This is a genomic window from Prosthecodimorpha staleyi, from assembly GCF_018729455.1.
Lineage (GTDB): Bacteria > Pseudomonadota > Alphaproteobacteria > Rhizobiales > Ancalomicrobiaceae > Prosthecodimorpha > Prosthecodimorpha staleyi.
Map to the genome: position 1 here is coordinate 165825 of NZ_JAHHZF010000005.1, position 20148 is coordinate 185972.

A 20148-nucleotide genomic window follows, 5' to 3' on the forward strand; every position below is an offset into this window, starting at 1 on the left:
CGCAAGTCCGGCTCGAAGCTGCGGGTAAACCCGGCGCGGGCCGCGACAATAGTGGCTGCGACAGGCGTCGGCAAGCCGAGAGGATGGCGCGGGGGAGTCTCGGGAAACGGCAGGCGGTCAACCCTTTGTTCACCCTCCTCCGACAAGGTCGGGACGTCCGGCCGGGGCGATCGATGGAGGGCGTCCGGGTGCAGAACGTTTGTCAGTAGGAGTTGAGAGTATGCTCGGACCGATTCGGCGCCGGCTCGCCGCCATGGCCTTTGCCAGCGCGATCGCCATTCTCGCCGGAACCGGCCAGTCTCATGCCGGAGACGCCGAGCTTGCGCGCGCCATCGAACTGGCCAGCCGGGGCGATGTCTCGGGTGTCAACGGCATGCGCTCGCAGCTCGACGTGGTCGAGGCCAAGATCGCCGACTGGCTGATCATCCGCCTGGGCACTCCGGAAATCTCATCGCAGTCGATCACCCAGTTCGCGCTCGCCAACCCGCATTGGCCGGACCCGGAGATGTTCCGTCGCCGGGCCGAGCAGGCGCTGGAGCGCGAGAAGCCCCCGGCCGACATCATCATCCAGGCCTTCCAGGGCAGTCGGCCCTACTCCAATCGCGGCCGGATGATGCTGGCGCGCGCGCTCCTCGAAAAGGGCCGCACGCAGGATGCCGCCGCCTGGGTCCGCCTCGCCTGGCGCGACGAATCCCTGTCCGAGCAGGACGAGGCCGCGATCCTGGCCGAATTCGGATCCCTGCTGCCGGCGTCCGAGCACCGCGCCCGGCTGGAGCTGGCGCTGCTCAAGGGCCGCAGCTCCGATGCCGTGCGCATCGCCCGGCGCATGAGTCCTGCCTACCAGAAGCTGGCCGCGGCCCGTTTGGCGGTGGAACGCAAGGCCGGCAATGCCGGCAAGCTGCTCGACCAGGTCCCGTCGGAAATCAAGAGCGAGACCGCCTATCTGTTCGGCCGCGCGCAATGGGCCAGGCGCAGCGAGCGCTGGCAGGAGGCCGCCGAACTGCTGCTCCGGGCGCCGCGCGATCCCAAACAGATGGTCGTGCCGGACGAATGGTGGGAGGAGAAGCGCATCGTCTCGCGCAAGATCCTCGATGCCGGCGACCCCAAGACCGCATACCGGATCGTCGCCGGCCATACCGGTTCGAGCCCGGCCATTCAGGCCGATGCGGATTTCCACACCGGCTGGCTGGCCCTGCGCTACCTGAAGGAACCGCGCACGGCGATGAGCTATTTCGCGCGCGTCGCGGAAGCCTCGTCCAAGCCGGTCACCCAGGCCCGCGCCTATTACTGGCTCGGCCGCGCTTCGGAGGCCGGCGCCGGCGGCACGGCCCGCGACTACTACGCCAAGGCGGCGCAATATGGCTTCACCTTCTATGGTCAGCTGGCGCGCGCCAAGCTCGGCATGACCGACCTCGGGCTGCAGCGCACGATCGTGCCGAGCGGAGCCGATAAGGCGGCGGCCGAGCGCGACGACCGCTTCGCCGCGCTGATCAAGCTGCAGCGCGTCGGCCGCAAGGATCTGGCCGCGGCCTTCTACCGGCATCTCGCTGACACCCTGCCGACTCCCGGCCAGGTCGCCATCCTGATCAACATTGCCGAGGGTCAGGGCTGGGTGAACTATGCGGTCATGGCCGGCAAGGCCGCAGCGCAGCGTGGCCTCGACATGGAGGTGCTCGCCTTCCCGCTGAAGGGCCTGCCGGCCGACATCGACACGAGCGGGCTCGAAAAGGCGCTCACCTTCTCGATCACCCGGCAGGAGAGCGAGTTCAACCAGTCGGTCGTCTCCAGCGCGGGTGCGACCGGGATCTTCCAGGTGATGCCGGTGACCGGCCGCGAGGCGGCCAAGAAGCTCGGCATCGGGTTCGATGCCAACATGTGGCGCAACGACGTGCGCTACAACGTTCGCCTCGGCGCGGCCTACGTGAACAATCTCGTGCAGAACTACGACGGCAACTACGTCATGGCGATCGCCGGCTACAATGCCGGTCCGGGGCGCATCCGCGAATGGGTCCAGGCCTATGGCGATCCGCGCGATCCGGCCGTCGACCCGATCGACTGGATGGAACGCATCCCCTTCTCCGAGACCCGCAACTACGTTCATCGCGTCCTGGAGAATCTGCAGGTCTACCGCTTCCGCATGGAAGGCCAGCGTCTGCAGATCGCCGACGATCTGCGCCGCGGTGTCGGTGCGCGCGGGGCGACCGTCACCGGTTCGATCGGCGCGACGGCGACCGGGAACTGATCGACAGGACCGTCGTCACCCCCTCGACGCGTCGCAGCTATCATGCGATGGAGGGCGGCCGTTCGGGGGGACCATGACCAACGGCATCGAAAGCCCGCGGACTCAGGCATCGGACGCAATCGGACCCCGGCCTGCCGACTGGCTGGCCATGGGCGGGCAGCAGTGCGACGTGCTCGGCACGCCCTATCGGCCGTTCCGCTATTTCAGCATGGACGGCCTGGCGCTTGCCGGACGCGACTATCGGGCGGACGGCCAGAACGGGCCCCCTCTCCTCTGTCTGCCCGGCCTGACACGCAACGGGCGCGACTTCGAACCCGTGGCGGCGCGATTCGCAGCCAGCCGGCGGGTGATCTCTTTGGATCTGCGCGGTCGCGGCGCCTCCGAACCGTCGCCGGGCGGCCGGGGCTACGACCCGGCGACCGAAGCCGGCGACGTGATCCGCGCCATGGACGGATTGGGGATCGACCGGGCGGTCTTTCTCGGCACCTCGCGCGGCGGCATCGTCAGTATGGTGGCGGCCGCGATGGGACCGGACCGGATCGTGGCAGCCATCCTGAACGACATCGGCGCGCGCATTGAAATCGACGGCCTGATCCGAATCCGCAGCTATCTTGCCGGCGCGACTGTCCCGGGAGACTGGCCCGCGGCGGGCGAGGCCGCAAAAGCCGCGGTCGGCGCCACCTTTCCGGACCTCGACGCGGCGGCCTGGGATCGCTTCGCCCGCCGGCTCTGGCGCGACCGCAACGGCCGGCCCGCGCTCGACTACGATCCGGACATCGCCCGCAGCCTGGATGCCCTGACGCCGGACATGCCGCCGATCGATCTCACCGGCGCCTTCGCGGCGCTCGGCGCCAAGCCGGTCATGGTCATTCGCGGTGAGTTCTCCACCATCCTGTCGGCCGGGACCGTCGACGACATGGCCGGTCTGCATCCGGGCCTGATCGCCCACACCGTCCCGCGGCAGGGACACGCGCCGCTGCTGGAAGACGACCCGACGCTCGACGCGATCACGGCCTTTCTCGGCACCCTGCCCGCCTGATCGATCCCCCCCCCCCGCTGGCGGATGCTGCCTGCAGACCCGCGTCTGCCTGCAGACCCGCGTCTGCCTGCAGACCGCCCGACGGTCGGATCGTTCCGCAAGGGTCCGATGCGGACGACGCCCCCCGCCGGACATCTCCGCCGCCGGCGCCAGGTGTTGGCGATCCGCAGAGGCAGCGGCTGCTTCCGGACCGGGCCGCAAGGCTCCCCAATCAGACACCGCATCCGCCGACCGCTTCGCGGCCGGTCGCGCCCGTACCGATCGACAGCCCGCATGGACCCTATGGGCCATTCCGAAATCAAGACGAAAAAACCCAGCGGTTGCCCGCTGGGTTTCTCGTGTCCGTCAGAGGACTTTCCGATCCTTGTTAGGATCAGAAGTTCCGCTGGAAGCGGAGCAGACCGACCAGGGCGTCGGTGTCGCCGCCCTTGGTGAAGTCGATCTTGCGGTATTCGAGTTCGCCACCGATGGTCATGCCGGGAACGATCGTGTAGACGATGTTCGCCTGCGCGTCCAACTGCTTGTAGTCCAGGAAGGACGTGGTGGCGGTGTCGACCTTCAGGTACGAACCGTTGACCGCGGTGGAGATCTTCGGGGTCCAGTAGTGGACGAAGCCACCGGCGACCGACCAGGCAGTGCTCTGGGCGAGGTTGTTCTTGCCGGTCTGGACGAAGTCGAGAGCGCCCATCGAGAGGTCGGCGCCGGCATAGGCAACCGCGCCCTTCGAGTAGACGGCCTGCAGGTTGATGGTGTCGCCGGCGGCGAGCATCGGCAGGTTGACGGTCACGCCACCGCCAACCGCATAACCCCACTTGGTGGTGTTATTGAAGTTGTTGGTGTTCTCATGAGCAGCGGCCATCAGCTGGGCAGAACCCCAGGCCTGGGCGATGCGCACGTTGCCGACCACGTCGAGCATCTTGACGCCGCCGTAGCTGGTCGGGCCCGTGATGGTGAACGGAGCGGCGAACATCGACGACAGGCGACGGCTGTTGGAGCCGGTGGTCGGGTCTTCCAGCGAGAGGCTGGCGGACACGCCGTTGCCGAACGAGAAGGTGTAGGCGAGCAGGTTGACCTTCGTGTCCGAATGCGCGGCTTCGAAATACGAGCCGTAGGTCGTGCCGGTGTAGAAGTCGAAGAACGACTGGGCGCGACCGGCGGTCAGGCCACCGAACTGGATGTAGGCGTTCCAGAGGGTGACGGTCGGGGAGGACGAGCCCGAGTCGACGGTCCACCAGGCTTCGGTGAACGAACGCAGCAGACCGAACTCGGTGTTGGTGCGGGCGTCGAGGGTCACCTGAGCGCGAACGCGGGTGGTGAAGTCATGATGGGTCGGGTCGTTGGTGCCGACCGTCTTGCCGGCGAGAGCGGCGAAGGCGTTGTCGAAGTCGTAGGCGCGATACTCGGCGCGGACGTAGCCGCCGATCTTGAGGCAGGTCTGGCTGCCCGGGATGTAGAAGAAGCCGGCGCCGTAGGCGTCGCAAACCTTGACGTAGTCGACCGCGGCCGGGGCCGGACGGCCCAGGTCGGCCGCCGAGGCGGCACCGGTGGCGGCGAACATGGCGGCAGCCATGGTGGCGAGCTTGAACTTCATGTGGTGAACCCCCTGTTGGTTCGTGTCTGCCGGTGACCAATCCTGACCCGATTGGAGGTTCACGTGGACCCTCGCGTCACCGATCGACACGACATTACGCACCGGCCGCATATTTTGAAGATGCAATGTCTTGGAATTCAGGTTCATAGACGCATTCGAAATTGTCAGTAGCCGCAAAAACACAGTACTAATTTATATATATGAATTTCTCGATGTTTTGTTTTCCAGCGTCACCTGGACCCTGCCAACGCCCCCGGGGACCCTGGAATACCATCTAAGTTATTGCATAATTATAATTTTTTCAAACTGACCAACGGACGCTGCAGCCATCCCGATGCTGGTCGCCCGCCGAAACGGGGAATCGTTCGGACTGAAAGGTATTGTCCGGCCGAACCGACCCTCGGGCCGCGCGCCTTCACCCCGATGCCTGCTATCCGGGTGGATAGCCGTCAAAATCAACGCAGGGCAGCCGCCTGCGGATGTTCGATTCGAGTCGGAGCCGCGATCTGCGATCATCCGGCGGATGCAGACCGCGAATCCCGACCGAAGGGGATGTCGGACAGATCCGAAAACCCTGCGCTGGGTCCGATCGTGTCCCGCGTCCGGCACCATCCGACCGTGACCGTGGGCAAGACGGGGCGGGAGAGGACAAGTGCGACCGGCCCCACCGCCCCGCGCCGGGCCGGTCACGCTCCAGGGGTCAAAAAGTGAGCGGTTCAGATTCACGAGACGGATGAGAACCATCCGTCTCGATCGAACCACTCGCACCATCCGCGACGGCGCCGATACCCCGATCCTGAACCTTCGAAGTGTCGTCGCTCAAGATCGGCCGCGTCCGCTTCCGGCCGGCCTGCACCCCGGGGGGCACCACGACGGCCATGGTCCCGCGACAACCCGACCTCGAAACGGCCGGCCTTCAAAGCAATTCGGACATCACACCAACATCACTCTCAAAACAAAAACCCGGCAGTTGCCCGCCGGGTTCTCGTGTCCGTCAGAGGACTTCCGGATCCTTGTTAGGATCAGAAGTTCCGCTGGAAGCGGAGCAGACCGACCAGGGCGTCGGTGTCGCCGCCCTTGGTGAAGTCGATCTTGCGGTATTCGAGCTCGCCGCCGATCGTCATGCCCGGAACGATCGTGTAGACCGTGTTGATCTGAGCGTCGATCTGCTTGTAGTCCAGGAAGGACGTGGTCGCGGTGTCGACCTTCAGGTACGAACCGTTGACCGCGGTGGACAGCTTCGGGGTCCAGTAGTGGACGACGCCACCGGCGACCGACCAGGCAGTGCTCTGGGCGAGGTTGTTCTTGCCGGTCTGGATGAAGTCGAGAGCGCCCATCGAGAGGTCGGCGCCGGCATAGGCAACCGCGCCCTTCGAGTAGACGGCCTGCAGGTTGATGGTGTCGCCAGCGGCGATCATCGGCAGGTTGACGGTCACGCCGCCGCCGACGGCATAGCCCCACTTGGTGGTGTTGGTGAGGCTCGACACGTCCTCATGAGCAGCGGCCATCAGCTGGGCAGAACCCCAGGCCTGGGCGATGCGCACGTTGCCGACCACGTCGAGCATCTTGACGCCGCCATAGGGAGACGTGGCGAAGCCGTTGAAGATCGACGACAGACGGCGGCTGTTCGAGCCGACGGTCGGGTCTTCCAGCGAGAGGCTGGCGGACACGCCGTTGCCGAACGAGAAGGTGTAGGCGAGCAGGTTGACCTTCGTGTCCGAATGCGCGGCTTCGAAATACGAGCCGTAGGTCGTGCCGGTGTAGAAGTCGAAGAAGGACTGGGCGCGACCGGCGGTCAGGCCACCGAACTGGATGTAGGCGTTCCAGAGGGTGACGGTCGGGGTCGAGTTGCCCGAGTCGACGGTCCACCAGGCTTCGGTGAACGAACGCAGCAGACCGAACTCGGTGTTGGTGCGGGCGTCGAGGGTCACCTGAGCGCGAACGCGGGTGGTGAAGTCGTTGTGGGTCGGATTGTTGGTGCCGACCGTCTTGCCGGCGAGAGCGGCGAAGGTGTCGTCGAAGTCGTAGGCGCGATACTCGGCGCGGACATAGCCGCCGATCTTGAGGCAGGTCTGGCTGCCCGGGATGTAGAAGAAGCCGGCGCCGTAGGCGTCGCAAACCTTGACGTAGTCGACCGCGGCCGGGGCCGGACGGCCCAGGTCGGCCGCCGAGGCGGCACCGGTGGCGGCGAACATGGCGGCAGCCATGGTGGCGAGCTTGAACTTCATGTGGTGAACCCCCTGTTGGTTCGTGTCTGCCGGTGACCAATCCTGACCCGATTGGAGGTTCACGTGGACCCTCGCGTCACCGATCGACACGACATTACGCACCGACGCTCGAATTTGAAGTCTAATCAGTCCCCAAATGCTGCCGGAGGGGCGCTATCGGATGGAACGTTGCAGCCAAAGCACGATAATTATTCTGATAGATGAATTTTAAAGAACGACGATATTGCTCAATATTCATTTTTATAGATATATTTGACTTTCTATATTGAAACTCGAGAAGGTTCAAAAACTGCCGCGTTTCAGCCATTCGGGAGCGGTCGGATCGAATCCGTCGGGCGGCCGCTCCCGAGCTCGGGCACGCAGGCGCGCCCCCTCTTCCGTTCGGGAGCCGCCGGATCGATTCCCCCCGGGCGCCGGCCGAACCAATGGACGGCAGCGATCCGGAGCGGGCAGATTCGGGGGGGCGCACCCCGCCGCCATCGCTCGAATCGACCGCAATGCCGGTCGGTTGCCGGGCGTGCGACGATCGCCGCCTGTCCGGACGGGAATCGTCCGACGGACGCGACGAGCGAGGCGGCCGCATCCGGAGCACCGTCCGATTCCTGCGGATCCGACCGAGCAGTCAAAAATGTAAGTGGTTCGATCGAGACGGTTGGGAGATCATCCGTCTCGATCGAACCACGAACTCTAACGCAGGTCGTTGCGCCGGCGGCGGCTGCGTTCCCAGGCCAGGGCATGGCCGACGATGGTATCGAGATCGTCCCAGCGCGGCGCCCAGCCGAGCACCTGCCGAACACGCTCCGACCGCGCCACCACCTTCGGGCTGTCACCGGGACGGCGCGGCGCGATGCGGACCGGCAGGCTCAGGCCGGCGACGCGCTCCACTGCCTTCAACACCTCCAGAACCGAAAACCCCCGCTCGTAGCCGCAATTGGCGATGAGGCTCGGATTGCCGGCGCGCAGATGGTCGAGGGCGCGGACATGCGCGTCGATCAGATCGGCGACATGGATATAGTCGCGCACGCCGGTGCCGTCGGGCGTGTCGTAGTCGGTGCCGAAGACCTGGATCTCCGGCCGATCGCCGAGCGCGGTCTCCACCGCCACCTTGATCAGATGCGTCGCGCCGCGGGTCGACTGGCCGGTGCGCCCCTTCGGATCGGCGCCGGCGACATTGAAGTAGCGCAGGGCGGCATAGCGGAAGTCGTGAGCGGCCGCGACGTCGGCCAGCATCAGTTCGGTCATCAGCTTGGAGGTGCCGTAGGGCGACAGCGGCTTCAGCGGCGCATCCTCGCCGACGGGGATCGTCGGCGGATCGCCATAGACGGCCGAGGTCGAGGAGAAGACGAAGTGCCGGACGCCGTTGCGCACGGCGGCGGCGATGACAGCGCGGGATTTGACGGTGTTGTTGAGATAGTAGCCGAGCGGGTCGGCGACCGAATCCGGGACCACGACCGAACCGGCGAAATGGATGATGGCATCGACGCCGAAACGCGCGATCACGTCGTCGAGCAGTGCCTCGTCGCCGATGTCGCCCTCGACGAATGCCGCCTCGGGCGCCACGGCCCAGCGGAAGCCGGTGCTCAGCCGGTCGAGAACCACCACCGGCTCGTCGCGGTCGACCAGTTCCCAGACCATGTGGCTGCCGATATAGCCGGCGCCGCCGGTGACCAGTACCGTCATTCCGCTCTCCGCGTCTCGTCCATGGCGCGCGCTCCCTTGCGGAGGCGCAGCCGGAGCATGTCGGAGAAGGGTTGCGCGTCCGTGAAGAGCGCCGGCGTGGCTGACATTCCGGGTTTCGACCGATCCCGGCCGCTGCCCGGTACCCGCCGTCGGTCAGGCCGCAGCCTGGGCCCGGCCGAGCCCGTCATAGAGATCGAGGCAACGCTCGAACCAGGCGGCAACCGGGTCGTCCTCGGCGATCAGACGGAAGGACGACACCACGCGCGGCCATTGCAGGGTGCCGAACAGGATATGGTCGGCGTAGTTGGCGCCCGCTCCGCCGACGAAGGGCTGGTGGCGCAGCATCAGGCGCAGCGGCAGCAACGTTTCGCGGAAGCCGGCCAGCCGGTCCTCGCGCCCCGCGACGACCTCCTCGAGCGGCTTGCCGAAGCGCTTCTCGCGCGTGGTCCGGAAGTAGCTCCGGTCCTCGGGGCGCAGAATGCCCTCGATGTCGAGCGTGACCATGCGTCCGATCTGCACGAGAAGGCTTGTCGCATAGCCGTCGATCAGCCGCGCTGCGGCCCGGCCGCCCGGCCCGCCGAACAGGCTCGGCCGGTCGGCGAACCGGTCTTCCAGATACTCGGCGATCACGAAGCTCTCGCGAATCTGCCGTTCGCCATCGATCAGGACCGGAACGGTGCGATGGCTGCCGTCGCCGATCGCGGCGATCTGCGTGAAACCGGTCGCCACCGTCTCGAACGGCAGCCCCTTGTGCGCCAGCGCCAGCTTCACCCGCCAGCAATAGGGACTGAAACGGCGATCGTCGGCACCGGCGAGATCATAGAGCAGCATGAGGGGATCCGGTTGTGTCCGTCGCGATCTTCGCGACCGAGGCGATGGAGACTGGCATGGCGGGCCACCGCTGGCCAGACCGCCGATCTGCCGGTCTGCCAACCGGCCCCGGCAGAGGTGCGGGCCGGGCTTCGCCGATGCCGACCGGCGCGGCCATGCTCAGGCCCGCGCCAAGCCGTCCCGGATGGTGCCGGGCCCAAGCAGACCGATGCGCCGGGAGGCCGGGCGCCGGCGCGCCCCGCCCGGTGCGGGCGCGATCGGGGGACGCGGCGCCTTCATCGCCGGATCGCCGTCCGCTGGGTCGCCATCAGCTTCTCGCCGGCAACGACATAGATCATCACGGCATGCGCGCCCGGCCGATCGGCAACCTCGAACCGCGCCTTCACGGGCGTCAGCGCCTGACCGCACAGGTCGCCGCTGCGTTTGACCCGCATGGTCACCGGAAGCGTCGCGTCCGGCTCGACCAGCCCCGCCGGGGCGCCCTCGGTCGCACCGTCGAAGGTCCAGCAGGTCTGCGCGGCGACCCAACCGGTCTCCACCGCCACCTTCCCGCCGGCGATCGCCTTGGCATGGGTCCCCGGATCGCTGGCACGCGGCGCATCGAACGTGGCGATGGCGAGCGCAATGATGCCGAGCAGCACGACGCGGGTGTCGAGGGGGCGAAACATGGGCGGTCCTTTCCGGCGGCTTGCAGCGGCAGCGGGCGCACATAGCCTCGCCGACCCGTGCCGCAGCCGATCAGGCCGCCAGACGGTCAGGGAGACGCCGATTCCCGTTGCCGAGGTTCAGGTTGGCGGGTCGATGGGGCGACAATCGGGCTCGATCGGGGCACCCGCTGGGCCGCACTTTCCTCGCCGCCTTTCAAAGACCCTCAAGGTTACCGGATTCCTAACATCCACCGCCGTCCACAGGACGCGTCACCCCGTCACCCGCGGCGCCGACCCTCTCCGCGGGCCTCTGCGCATCGAGCGTGAAAGGCGCTCGATCTTGGCTTGAAAGACAGCAGCGCCTTTGGCAGACTGCAGATATTCGTTGGAATATGGAGATTATGCCATGTCATTTCATCGAACCAATCTCATCGTTTTTTTATTTGCCGTCGTTTTTGTCTTCATGCCACAAATTGCCGAGGCCAAGCGCGTTGCGCTGCTGATCGGGAATGCTGCATACCGGAACGATGCCGCATTGCAAAATCCTGAAAACGACCTTCGAACCATGCGGAGAGTTCTTGAAGAGGCAGGTTTTGACGTCATTATCGATCGTACGAACGTGGATCGAATGGCGTTTTCCGATGCCCTGAATGCCTTTGAATTGGAATCGAAAGGGGCAGAAATCGGGGTCGTCTTCTTTTCCGGCCACGGCATCGAGGTCAACGGGGTCAACTATCTGATCCCGGTCGACGCACATCTGACCTCCGATCGGGAGGTCAAATATCAGGCCATCCCGCTCGACGACGTCATGGCGGCGCTGGAGGGCGCATCGCGGCTGAAATTGATCTTGCTGGATGCCTGCCGGGACAATCCTTTCATCGGCACTCTGCGCCGGACGAAGGGATCGGTGAGCAAGGGTCTGAGGCGGATCGACGATACCCCCGAGGATGTTCTCGTCGCCTATGCGGCGGCGCCCGGCCAGACTGCCCTTGACGGGAGCGGCCCGAACAGTCCCTTCACCAGCGCCCTCGCCCGCCATCTGACCACAGTGGGTCTGGATATCCGCCTCGCTCTCGGCCGCGTCCGCGACGATGTCGCCAAAGCCACGACCAATCGACAGATACCCTATGTCGCCGGGTCGCTCGGCGGGCGGACGGTCGCGCTCCGCCCGGGGGCCGGGAACGCGCCTTCGAGCAACGACCGACCGGGGCCGGGAAGCACGACCGCGGCGACCTGGAATCCCCCGATCGACGCATCCCCGACGCGTTCGCGGGTGCGCGACTTCATCGTCTACGAATATCTCAAGGAAACTGCCCGCTACGCGGAGTCCGTCGACTACTATCAGAAGGGCTTGGTCCGCCGCGATTTCGTGCTCGCCGACCAGATCGCGTTTCAGAACCGCTGGCCTATCCGCAGCTTTCAACTCATCGAAGAAACCTTGCAGGTCGCCACCTTCTCAAGCGACAAGCTGATCGTGACGTTCAAGATCATGTATCGCCACGCGCGGAGCGACAAGACGACCAGCGGCGTCAGCGCCGTACAGCTCACCTTGAGGCATCTGCAGGGGTCCTTCGTGGTCGAGGCCGTAAAGGAGGTTCTTCTGTAGCGGCCGCCGGTTCCTGTTTGGGCAGAGGGCGCGAGACCACCGACATCCGGCACCGCCGGCCCGGCGACGGAGGCGGTCATTCCGCCCGGGTCGGACCGAGCCGCGCAGACACGATCGTAGTGCGAAGGCAGGGCGGCGCGGATCCTGGGGGATCACCGCCGCCCCGACCATCTCAAACCAGGGCGAGGATGCGGCTCGGGCCGCCGGTGGCGTCCTTGACCTTGGGCTGGCCGACCACGATGGTCGCGCCGACCGGCGGCACGGCGCCGAGATTGGCGACGCATTCCAGGCCGAAGCGGCCCGACGGCAGCCACATGTAGTGGACCTTGAAGTCCTTCGACGGCCCGTGGTCGAGCGAGGCGGAATCGACCGCCATGCCGCGCACGGTGCGGTTCTTGATCAGGAATTCGGCCGCCTCGGGCGAGAATCCGGGGAAGTGCAGCACCCCGCCGGCATCCTTGCCCATGAATTTCGGGCTCGTGACATGCTTGTCCCAGCCGGAATTCATCGCCACCACGCAATTGTCCGGCAGCTTGCCGTGGGCCTTCTCCCAGGCCTCGATGTCGGCGACGGTGACCAGCGCGTCGACATCCGCGGCCGCCTTGGCGGTGATGTCGATCACGGCCAGCGGCGCGACCAGCTGGTCGGCGGCGATCTTGTCGATCGTGGCGCCGGCCTCGGAGAAGTGGATCGGGGCATCCATATGGGTGCCGGCATGCTCGATGATGCGCCACCAATAGAGATTGAAGCCGTCCTTCTTGAAGTCGAACTGCTTCTGCATCTCGATGCCGGGCACGCCGAAGAAGGTCGGGAAATCCGGGCTCATCGTGTGGGTCAGGTCGACCACCTTGGAGAAGCTGCGCGCCGTCGACTGGGCGGCCGCCACGCCCGGCACCGCCGTCGCCGCGAAGCCGGCCGCCGTGACCGCGCCGAAGCCCTTGAAGAGACCGCGCCGGGACAGGCGCTTCAGCACCGCTTCCTCACATCCGGGTACGCACATTCGGTCATCTCCCTCGCTGACGGACCTGTCATGTCCGGCCCGTTCACCGGGAGACTATTGCCCTTAACCGTGGATCGTCATCCCGTTATTAAGTAACACTACGCTGTCGGCAGGCAGACGAAGCGGCCGGCGGCATTGGGAGGTTTGCAAGTGAGAATGCCCCTCTGCCTGGCGGTCGGTCTGGCGCTTTGCAGCCAACCCGCCACGGCCGCCCCGCCCGCCTCAGTCGGCCCGGCGCCGCAGACATCGACGGCCGGGATCCGGGCCGATCCGGCCGCCGGCTATGCGCTGGTCAAGCGCCTCATCGCGGGACTGCCGGAGGTGGCCGAGCGCCTCGCCGCCGCCGAGGCGGCCGGAACGGGGAGTGAGGTATGGGATTTCGGCTGCCCGATCGTCACGGTGGCGGCGGGTCCCGACGCCGACCATGCCGGCCTTCTGGTCGATCTCGCCCTGATGTCGGTCGTCGCCCGCGCAGAGATCGTCAAGCTCGGCTATGCCAAGGTCGAGGTCGACCGGATCCTCGACGGGCTGGAGGCGAAACGCCTCGCCGCCCTCAAGCCCGTCCTACGCGACGCGACCGATGCGGACATCGCCTACAGCAAGGTGCAGCGCGAGACCGAGAAGGCCGCCGTGGCCGCCTTCGCCAAGCTGCGCGCCGGCATGAAGCGCAAGCCGATGCGGATCGTGGTGCCGGAAGAGTGCTTCGACGAGGGCTTCTCGAAATCCGTCGTCACCGAACCGCCCGGCGGCAAGGTCCGCCTGCTGGCCGATTTCGCCGAACGCCTGTGCCGCGCCCAAGGGCTCGACCCGGCCGACCCGGCGCGCTGCGACCGCTGGACGGCAGCCGATGCGGAGGCCGCCGTCGGGCATTGGGGCCGCTATCGCTATGCGATCGCCTGGGCCGACGGCCGCTCGGCGACCGGCACCGTCGACATCGCGGTCGATCAGGCCGAGACGGTGACGATCCCGCCGCCCTCCCCGCCCCGCTGAACCGCAGGACGGCACCGCCGCCCCCAGTCGCCGGCCCGCCAGTCGTCCGGTCCGGCAACCATCCGGGCCGGCTTCGCCCGGTCAGAAGCGCCAGCGCTGGTCGGTCACCGAACCGTTCGGGTTCCGGCCGCTATTCTCGCAGTCCCAGAGCTGGACCGGGGCACCGTTGCCGACACCGGGAGCCCCCGACACGTCGATGCACTTGCCGGACGTCTGGTTGACGATGAATCCGTCCGGACGCAGGGTCCAGAGCTGGTCGGTCGCCGCTCCGTTGGCGCTGCGCCCCGAGGTCTCGCAATCCCAAAGCTGCAGCTTCGCGCCATTGACGACGCCCGGCGCGCCGGCAACGTCGATGCACTTGCCCGACAGCGCATTGCGGATGAAGCCGCCGGAAAAAATCCAGAACTGGTCGGACGGCGTTCCGTTCGGATTGATGCCGGAGCGCTCGCAATCATAGAGAATCAGCGGCGCCCCGCGGTTGACGCCGGGCGCCCCGGATACGTCCAGGCACTTGCCGGACAGCGTGTTGACGATCATCCGGCCCTGCTGCTGGGCCTCGGCGGCCGGCGATACCAGAAGGGCGGCGAAGGCGATGGCAAGTAGACGCTGCATGGTCGGTCCCCGTTGACGGGCGCAGGGATCCCGACGGCCACCGCGAAGTCAACACGGGCAGGTGGCCCAATCGCGCGACCCGCGTGCCGTTCCGGCGATCCCGTACCGTGTTCTGGCCGCCCGCCGCCGTTTCGGTCTCGACGAGCCGGCGTTCCGCGGCTATGCCCTGCCGCATGATCAGCATCTCCGAACTCACCTACCGGATCGCCGGGCGCACGCTCCTGGACAAGGCCTCCGTCGTGGTGCCGACCGGCGCCAAGGTCGGGCTCGTCGGCAAGAACGGGACCGGCAAGACGACCCTGTTCAAGCTGATCACGGGCGACATCGCCGCCGAATCCGGCGCGATCGGCATGCCGCGCGGCGCGCGCATCGGCGGCGTCGCCCAGGAGGCGCCGGGCAGCGCGATCACGCTGCTCGATTTCGTGCTCGCCGCCGATACCGAGCGGGCCGCGCTGCTGACCGAAGCCGAACACGCCACCGATGCGCACCGGATCGCCGAGATCCACACCCGGCTGGCCGACATCCGCGCCCATTCGGCGGAAGCGCGCGCCGCCACCATCCTGGCCGGCCTCGGCTTCGACCACGAGGCGCAGCGGCGGCCCTGCTCGGACTTCTCCGGTGGCTGGCGCATGCGCGTGGCGCTCGCCGGGGTGCTGTTCGCCGAGCCGGACCTGCTGCTCCTCGACGAGCCGACCAACTATCTCGACCTCGAAGGCACGCTCTGGCTCGAGACCTATGTGGCGCGCTACCCGCATACCGTTCTGATCATCAGCCACGACCGCGATCTGCTCAATGTCGCGGTCGACACAATCGTGCATCTCGACCAGGGCAAGCTCGTCGCCTATCGCGGCGGCTATGACAGCTTCGAGCGGCAGCGGCGGGAAAAGATGATCCTGACGCAGAAGATGCGCGAGAAGCAGGATGCGCAGCGCGCCCATCTGCAGGCCTTCATCGACCGCTTCAAGGCCAAGGCGACCAAGGCGCGCCAGGCGCAGAGCCGCGTCAAGGCGCTCGCCCGGATGGAGCCGATCGCCGCGCTCGCCGCCGACGAGGTGATGCCCTTCACCTTCCAGGCGCCGGCCGTGAAGCTGTCGCCGCCGATCATCGCCCTCGACAAGGCCTCGGTCGGCTACGAGCCGGGCCGCCCGATTCTGAAGAACCTGACGCTGCGCATCGACGACGACGACCGCATCGGCCTGCTCGGCGCCAACGGCAACGGCAAGTCGACGCTCGCCAAGCTGATCGCCGGCCGGCTCGACCCGATGGGCGGCGAAATCCGGCGCGCGACCAAGCTCGACATCGCCTTCTTCGCCCAGCACCAGCTCGACGACCTGATGCCGAACGGCTCGCCGGTCGACCATGTCGCGCCGCTGATGAAGGACCAGCCGGAGGCGCGCATCCGCTCGCGCGTCGCCCAGATGGGCCTGCCGACCAGCCGCATGGACACGCCCGCCAAGGACCTCTCCGGCGGCGAGAAGGCGCGCCTGCTGATGGGGCTCGCCACCTTCGCCGGCCCCAACCTGATGATCCTCGACGAGCCGACCAACCATCTCGACATCGACAGCCGCGAGGCGCTGGTCCAGGCGCTCGCCGATTATGACGGCGCCGTCATCCTGATCAGCCATGACCGGCACCTGGTCGAGGCGACCGTCGACCGCCTGCTGATCGTCGCCGACGGCACCGTCTCGGCCTTCGACGGCGACATGGACGACTACAAGAAGTTCATCCTCGATCGCGCCAGCCGCGAGGCGCGCCAGGACAACGCGTCCGGCGCCGCGGAGGCGCCGAAACTCTCCGCCCAGGACCGCCGCCGCATCGCCGCGACCTTACGCGAGCAGATGGCGCCCCTGCGCAAGAAGATCCGCGAGGCCGAACAGCGGATTGAGAAGCTGCAGGGCGAGCTCGCCAAACTCGACCGCGACCTCGCCGATCCCGCCCTCTTCACCAAGGACCCGGCCCGCGGCACCCGCCTTTCCAAGCAGCGCGCCGACACCGAGAAGGCCATCGCCGAGACCGAAGAGGCCTGGCTGACGATGTCCGCCGAATACGAGGCGGCGGAGAAGGCGGCCGTGGAGGGATAGGCGGCGCCGCCGCGGCGGACCGACATCGCGGTCGCAGGCCCTTTTGTCGGCATGCGCCGGCGCCGGCTGCCGCGACCATCAGGACTGGCGACGATCGTCGGCGTCCGGACCGACGACGCCGGCTACGCAAGGTCCTGACCCGCGCTCTGGCCCCCGGTCTGTCATGCCAGGGCTTGTCCCTGGCATCCACGAGCGATGCCCGATCTGGCCGAGTGCCCCCCGGGGACAAGACAAGACAGGGCTGATGTTTGCGCTCTTTGCTGTTTGCGCGTTGCGCCTGGCATCGGCAGCGTCGCCCTGCCGGGCTGCCGAGGATTACCCCTCGGGGTAACATGCCCGACCGGCAGACGAGGGCAGCGCGTCAGACCACGCCGGCTTCGCGCAAGGCGTCGGCGCCCCGCAAGACCCGCCGCACAGCGGCTCCGAGATCCTCCAATTCGGGCCTTACCTCCGCGTGGACGGTGATCGACGGGTGCAGCGTCTTTCTCGGCCGGGCGTCGAGGAGCACGCCATGCAAATGCGCCTCTATGGCGACCTGGAACGATCGACTTTCAAATGACGTCATTGATTTCGCTTTTGATGCCATAAAAATCGGCCAGTTATTTTTAATTGAATAACTCATGCCCCTGGGCGATCCGCCTAATATCGGGTTGCTAGACTCATGGCGCAAAAGATGCTCACAGATAGTCTTGTTCAGAACTTCGTTTTCGATATCGATGGGCAACACGGATGGATCACCGAATTCGCGTGACAACCCATCTTTCCATTGTATGGACGTAACAAGGAACATCTTCCGGTCGTAACGATACACCGTCGCCTTGAGCGGGTGTCCGTAATGTTCGCACAGAACCCGGATCGGAATGTGCAGTGGGCCGCCCCCAAAATTCCGGACAGCGTCAATATCGAGTCCCTGTTGGAGCCCCTTGTCGACCGCTGGCTGGACGTCGGCGACGATCTTCTTCAGCCAATCGACCATCTTCATCGCGGCAACCTTCGATATCGTCCAATCCTGATGCTACAATCGATTTCAGCATCCCGTTCAAGCGCCATGACGAAGCGCCCTGCCCGCGGAAGGCCGGTGCAGGTGACGACGCCATGGCCGGATTCCAATCCGGAACGGACCCTGACGAATCGCCGCCGTCGGCGAGGCGCCTTCGAACGGTGCGAACCTCAGTTCTGGCCCTGAAACAAAAAAGCCCCGCAATCGCGAGGCTTCTGATTGACCGGGAATGGCGTGGTCAGCCGCAGGCGACCGACTTGTTGCCTTTGAGTTTGGCCCGCAGAGCACGCGCCTCATCGGCATGCTTCCGGAACACGCCCTTGTCGGCCATCACCTGAATCCAAGCGACCGCCCGCCCCTTCGCCTGTTCAGCGTCGGTGAGGATCTCAATCTGACGGTCGAGGTCCATTCCAAACACTTCTATCGTTGCCACCATTTCACGCCGGCGACCAAAAAAATGAACGATCGAACAAGAACAGCTTTATGTTGTACAAGATTTAAGGCCGGCGTGTGGCGATATGCCGGGAATGCCGATCCGGACAACGCCTGCGGAAATCCGCGTGCCTCTGCCCCCTCACCGCACCGGGAAATCGAAATAGGTTTCGGGGAACGGTTCCGGCGACAGCGTGAAGTGCCACCATTCCTTTGCGTAGCCGACGAAGCCGGCGGCCTGCATGGCCTGGGCGAGGCGGGCGCGGTTGTTCGCGGGGGCGCCGGCGATGGCGGGGTGGCCGGTCGCGGCGCGCGGGTCGAAGCAGTCGAAGGCGGTGCCCATGTCGAGGCTGTCGTCCGGCGCGCGCTCGGCCTCAGGGGCCGTGCAGGGGCCGTGGGGGCCGGCGGCGCCGCGCAGGCCGGGCGCGCCGGCGGGCACGAGGGTGAGATCGACGGTCGAGCCGCGCGAATGGCCGGACCTCCCGGAAATATAGCCGTGGCCGAACAGGCGCGCCTTGTCGACCGCGGGGTAGAATTCCGCCTTGGTCGCCTGATCCGGCGAGCGTGCCCAGCGGCCGAAATCGGCGACCGCCCGGGCCGGGCGGTAGCAGTCGTAGACCTTGAGCGACAGTCCGTCGGCGGCGAGCCGCTTCTGCGCCTGAGACAGCGCCGTCGCGGCCGCCCGGGTCAGGATGCAGACCGGCTTCTCGTAGCCGGCGACCGGCCGGCCGACGAAATTCTGCGCGCCGGCATAGCGCATGTCCTGGCGGATGCTGGCGTCGATGTCGGCCAAGCGGACGAAGCCGGGCGGCAGATCCTCCGCGGCCCCGGCCGGCAGCGCGGCAATCGCCACGACGCCCGCCAGCGCCGCCGCCGGGACCGAACACGATCGGACCCTGCCCCCGGTCACGGCGGCCTTGATCGCCCCGTCCTTCGAGTGGACCGTGCGCAAACCGGCCGTTTTCATCCCGGTAGCCGTCATCGATCCGCCTCCCCGGCGGTACCGGCGGCCCCCTCGGCAACATCGGCGGCCCGCTCCGCGCGCGCGCCCGCCAGGAACGTGACCACCAGCCGGTCGGCCAGCGCGCCGGCGGATTCCGCCGTGACGATGCCAAGCTTGCCGCGCAGCGCCAGGGCGGTGATGCCGTGGACCGAGGCCCAAAGCACGTCGACCGAGGCCTTCACGTCGGCGCCCGAACCGTCCAGTACCGCGGCCGCATGGGCCTGCACGTCGGCGACCAGGCGCGCGATCCGCTCCAGGTGCCAGTCCGGCATCGGTCGTTCCGAGGCGGTGGTGTATTCGAATAGCATCGTCCAGAGCCGCGGATGGGCGACCGCGAAGGCGAGATAGCGCTGGGCGAGATCGCGTAGCGCCGCGACCGGTTCGGCCGGCAGCGGCGCGGCGAACAGGGCGCCATGCATCTCGTCGAGCACGGTCGCGGCAACATGGACGATCAGGTCGTCGAGATCGGCGAAGATGTTGTAGATCGTGCCGACCGAGCAGCCGATCGTCTCGGCGACCCGGCGCACGGTCAACGCCGCCGTCCCCTCGCCGACGACCAGCGCCCGCGCCGCGGCGACCGCGTCCCGCCGCAGGTCGTCATGCGATTTCGCCATCCGCCTGGCCATGCTGCGCCCGTCCCGTCGTTGCTCCGACCCGGATCTAGAGCGGAAATGAGCACCGTTCAATGACGTTCCGCGACAGACCTCACGCCTTCTTGATCCAGCGACCGCGCTCGTCCTGCTGCCAATAGGTGACCTCGAAGCCGGCCGCCTTGGCCTCGCGCCAGCGGCGGCGGGCATCCTGCAGGGCATCGGGATCGTTACCGTCGAAGATGTAGACGGCGCGCGCATAGCCGGCGAGATCGGGCGGCTCCGCCCGGTCGACCAGGAAGCGCACCGTCGCGCCGTTCGGATTGTCGGCCTCGGCGGTCAGGTAGACCGGCTGCACGGCCGGGTCGCCGTCCTTGCGGGTGCCGTGCGGCAGGAAGGACTCGTCGGCATAGGTCCATAGATGCGCGTCGAGCGCGTCGCGCCGCTCCTCCGAGCCGGCCTGCACCACGACCCGCCAGCCGCGCTCCAGCGACCGTTCGACAAGCCCCGGCAGGACCTGTTCGAGCGTGCGGTCACGCAGGTGATAGAACCAGGCTTCGACGGGCACGGCGGCTG

At 66.9% G+C, this 20148-nt stretch carries 17 protein-coding genes; 5 read left to right on the forward strand and 12 right to left on the reverse strand.

Annotated elements, in window-relative coordinates; genetic code table 11:
- Positions 1-220: 220 nt before the first annotated feature.
- Both KL771_RS11450 and KL771_RS11455 read left to right on the forward strand, forming a co-directional pair.
- Positions 221-2242, forward strand: a complete 2022-nt coding sequence (locus KL771_RS11450) for a lytic transglycosylase domain-containing protein (protein ID WP_261968690.1) — start codon at positions 221-223, stop codon at positions 2240-2242.
- Positions 2243-2315: 73 nt separating this feature from the next.
- The gene (locus KL771_RS11455; protein WP_261968691.1) at positions 2316-3281 is read left to right on the forward strand and encodes an alpha/beta fold hydrolase; all 966 of its coding nucleotides are present in this window, start codon (positions 2316-2318) and stop codon (positions 3279-3281) included.
- Positions 3282-3654: 373 nt separating this feature from the next.
- Here KL771_RS11455 and KL771_RS11460 read toward each other — a convergent pair whose 3' ends face one another.
- The 5 genes from KL771_RS11460 to KL771_RS11480 form a co-directional block, all read right to left on the reverse strand.
- A complete protein-coding gene (locus tag KL771_RS11460; RefSeq protein WP_261968692.1) occupies positions 3655-4872 on the reverse strand; it encodes a porin in 1218 nt (405 codons plus the stop codon).
- Positions 4873-5894: 1022 nt separating this feature from the next.
- Entirely contained in the window at positions 5895-7100 is a 1206-nt protein-coding gene (locus tag KL771_RS11465; RefSeq protein ID WP_261968693.1) for a porin, read from the reverse strand.
- A 687-nt stretch (positions 7101-7787) separates the two neighbouring features.
- The gene (gene galE / locus KL771_RS11470; protein ID WP_261968694.1) at positions 7788-8780 is read right to left on the reverse strand and encodes a UDP-glucose 4-epimerase GalE; all 993 of its coding nucleotides are present in this window, start codon (positions 8778-8780) and stop codon (positions 7788-7790) included.
- A 153-nt stretch (positions 8781-8933) separates the two neighbouring features.
- A complete protein-coding gene (locus KL771_RS11475) occupies positions 8934-9611 on the reverse strand; it encodes a glutathione S-transferase family protein (protein ID WP_261968695.1) in 678 nt (225 codons plus the stop codon).
- Between the two features lie 275 nt (positions 9612-9886).
- Entirely contained in the window at positions 9887-10279 is a 393-nt protein-coding gene (locus KL771_RS11480) for a hypothetical protein (RefSeq protein ID WP_261968696.1), read from the reverse strand.
- A 385-nt stretch (positions 10280-10664) separates the two neighbouring features.
- Here KL771_RS11480 and KL771_RS11485 point away from each other — a divergent pair, with 385 nt between their 5' ends.
- Positions 10665-11864, forward strand: a complete 1200-nt coding sequence (locus KL771_RS11485) for a caspase family protein (protein WP_261968697.1) — start codon at positions 10665-10667, stop codon at positions 11862-11864.
- A gap of 172 nt (positions 11865-12036) precedes the next feature.
- Here KL771_RS11485 and KL771_RS11490 read toward each other — a convergent pair whose 3' ends face one another.
- Complete coding sequence (locus KL771_RS11490; protein ID WP_261968698.1) at positions 12037-12864, reverse strand: cyclase family protein; 828 nt, start codon at positions 12862-12864, stop codon at positions 12037-12039.
- Positions 12865-13014: 150 nt separating this feature from the next.
- Here KL771_RS11490 and KL771_RS11495 point away from each other — a divergent pair, with 150 nt between their 5' ends.
- Complete coding sequence (locus tag KL771_RS11495; protein ID WP_261968699.1) at positions 13015-13854, forward strand: hypothetical protein; 840 nt, start codon at positions 13015-13017, stop codon at positions 13852-13854.
- 81 nt (positions 13855-13935) lie between these two features.
- Here KL771_RS11495 and KL771_RS11500 read toward each other — a convergent pair whose 3' ends face one another.
- Entirely contained in the window at positions 13936-14466 is a 531-nt protein-coding gene (locus KL771_RS11500) for an RICIN domain-containing protein (RefSeq protein WP_261968700.1), read from the reverse strand.
- Between the two features lie 173 nt (positions 14467-14639).
- Here KL771_RS11500 and KL771_RS11505 point away from each other — a divergent pair, with 173 nt between their 5' ends.
- Entirely contained in the window at positions 14640-16547 is a 1908-nt protein-coding gene (locus KL771_RS11505; RefSeq protein WP_261968701.1) for an ABC-F family ATP-binding cassette domain-containing protein, read from the forward strand.
- Positions 16548-16908: 361 nt separating this feature from the next.
- Here the strand turns inward: KL771_RS11505 and KL771_RS11510 are convergent, their stop codons facing one another.
- From KL771_RS11510 to KL771_RS11530, 5 genes are all read right to left on the reverse strand, one after another.
- Positions 16909-17529 (reverse strand): hypothetical protein, encoded by a 621-nt coding sequence (locus tag KL771_RS11510; protein WP_261968702.1) that lies wholly within the window; start codon positions 17527-17529, stop codon positions 16909-16911.
- Positions 17530-17785: 256 nt separating this feature from the next.
- Positions 17786-17956, reverse strand: a complete 171-nt coding sequence (locus tag KL771_RS11515) for a hypothetical protein (RefSeq protein ID WP_261968703.1) — start codon at positions 17954-17956, stop codon at positions 17786-17788.
- A 165-nt stretch (positions 17957-18121) separates the two neighbouring features.
- The gene (locus KL771_RS11520) at positions 18122-18961 is read right to left on the reverse strand and encodes a M15 family metallopeptidase (protein WP_261968704.1); all 840 of its coding nucleotides are present in this window, start codon (positions 18959-18961) and stop codon (positions 18122-18124) included.
- Complete coding sequence (locus KL771_RS11525; protein WP_261968705.1) at positions 18958-19608, reverse strand: TetR/AcrR family transcriptional regulator; 651 nt, start codon at positions 19606-19608, stop codon at positions 18958-18960. The genes KL771_RS11520 and KL771_RS11525 overlap by 4 nt, the downstream gene beginning before the upstream one ends.
- Positions 19609-19687: 79 nt before the next feature.
- Entirely contained in the window at positions 19688-20140 is a 453-nt protein-coding gene (locus KL771_RS11530; RefSeq protein ID WP_261968706.1) for a DNA polymerase III subunit chi, read from the reverse strand.
- Positions 20141-20148: the final 8 nt, after the last annotated feature.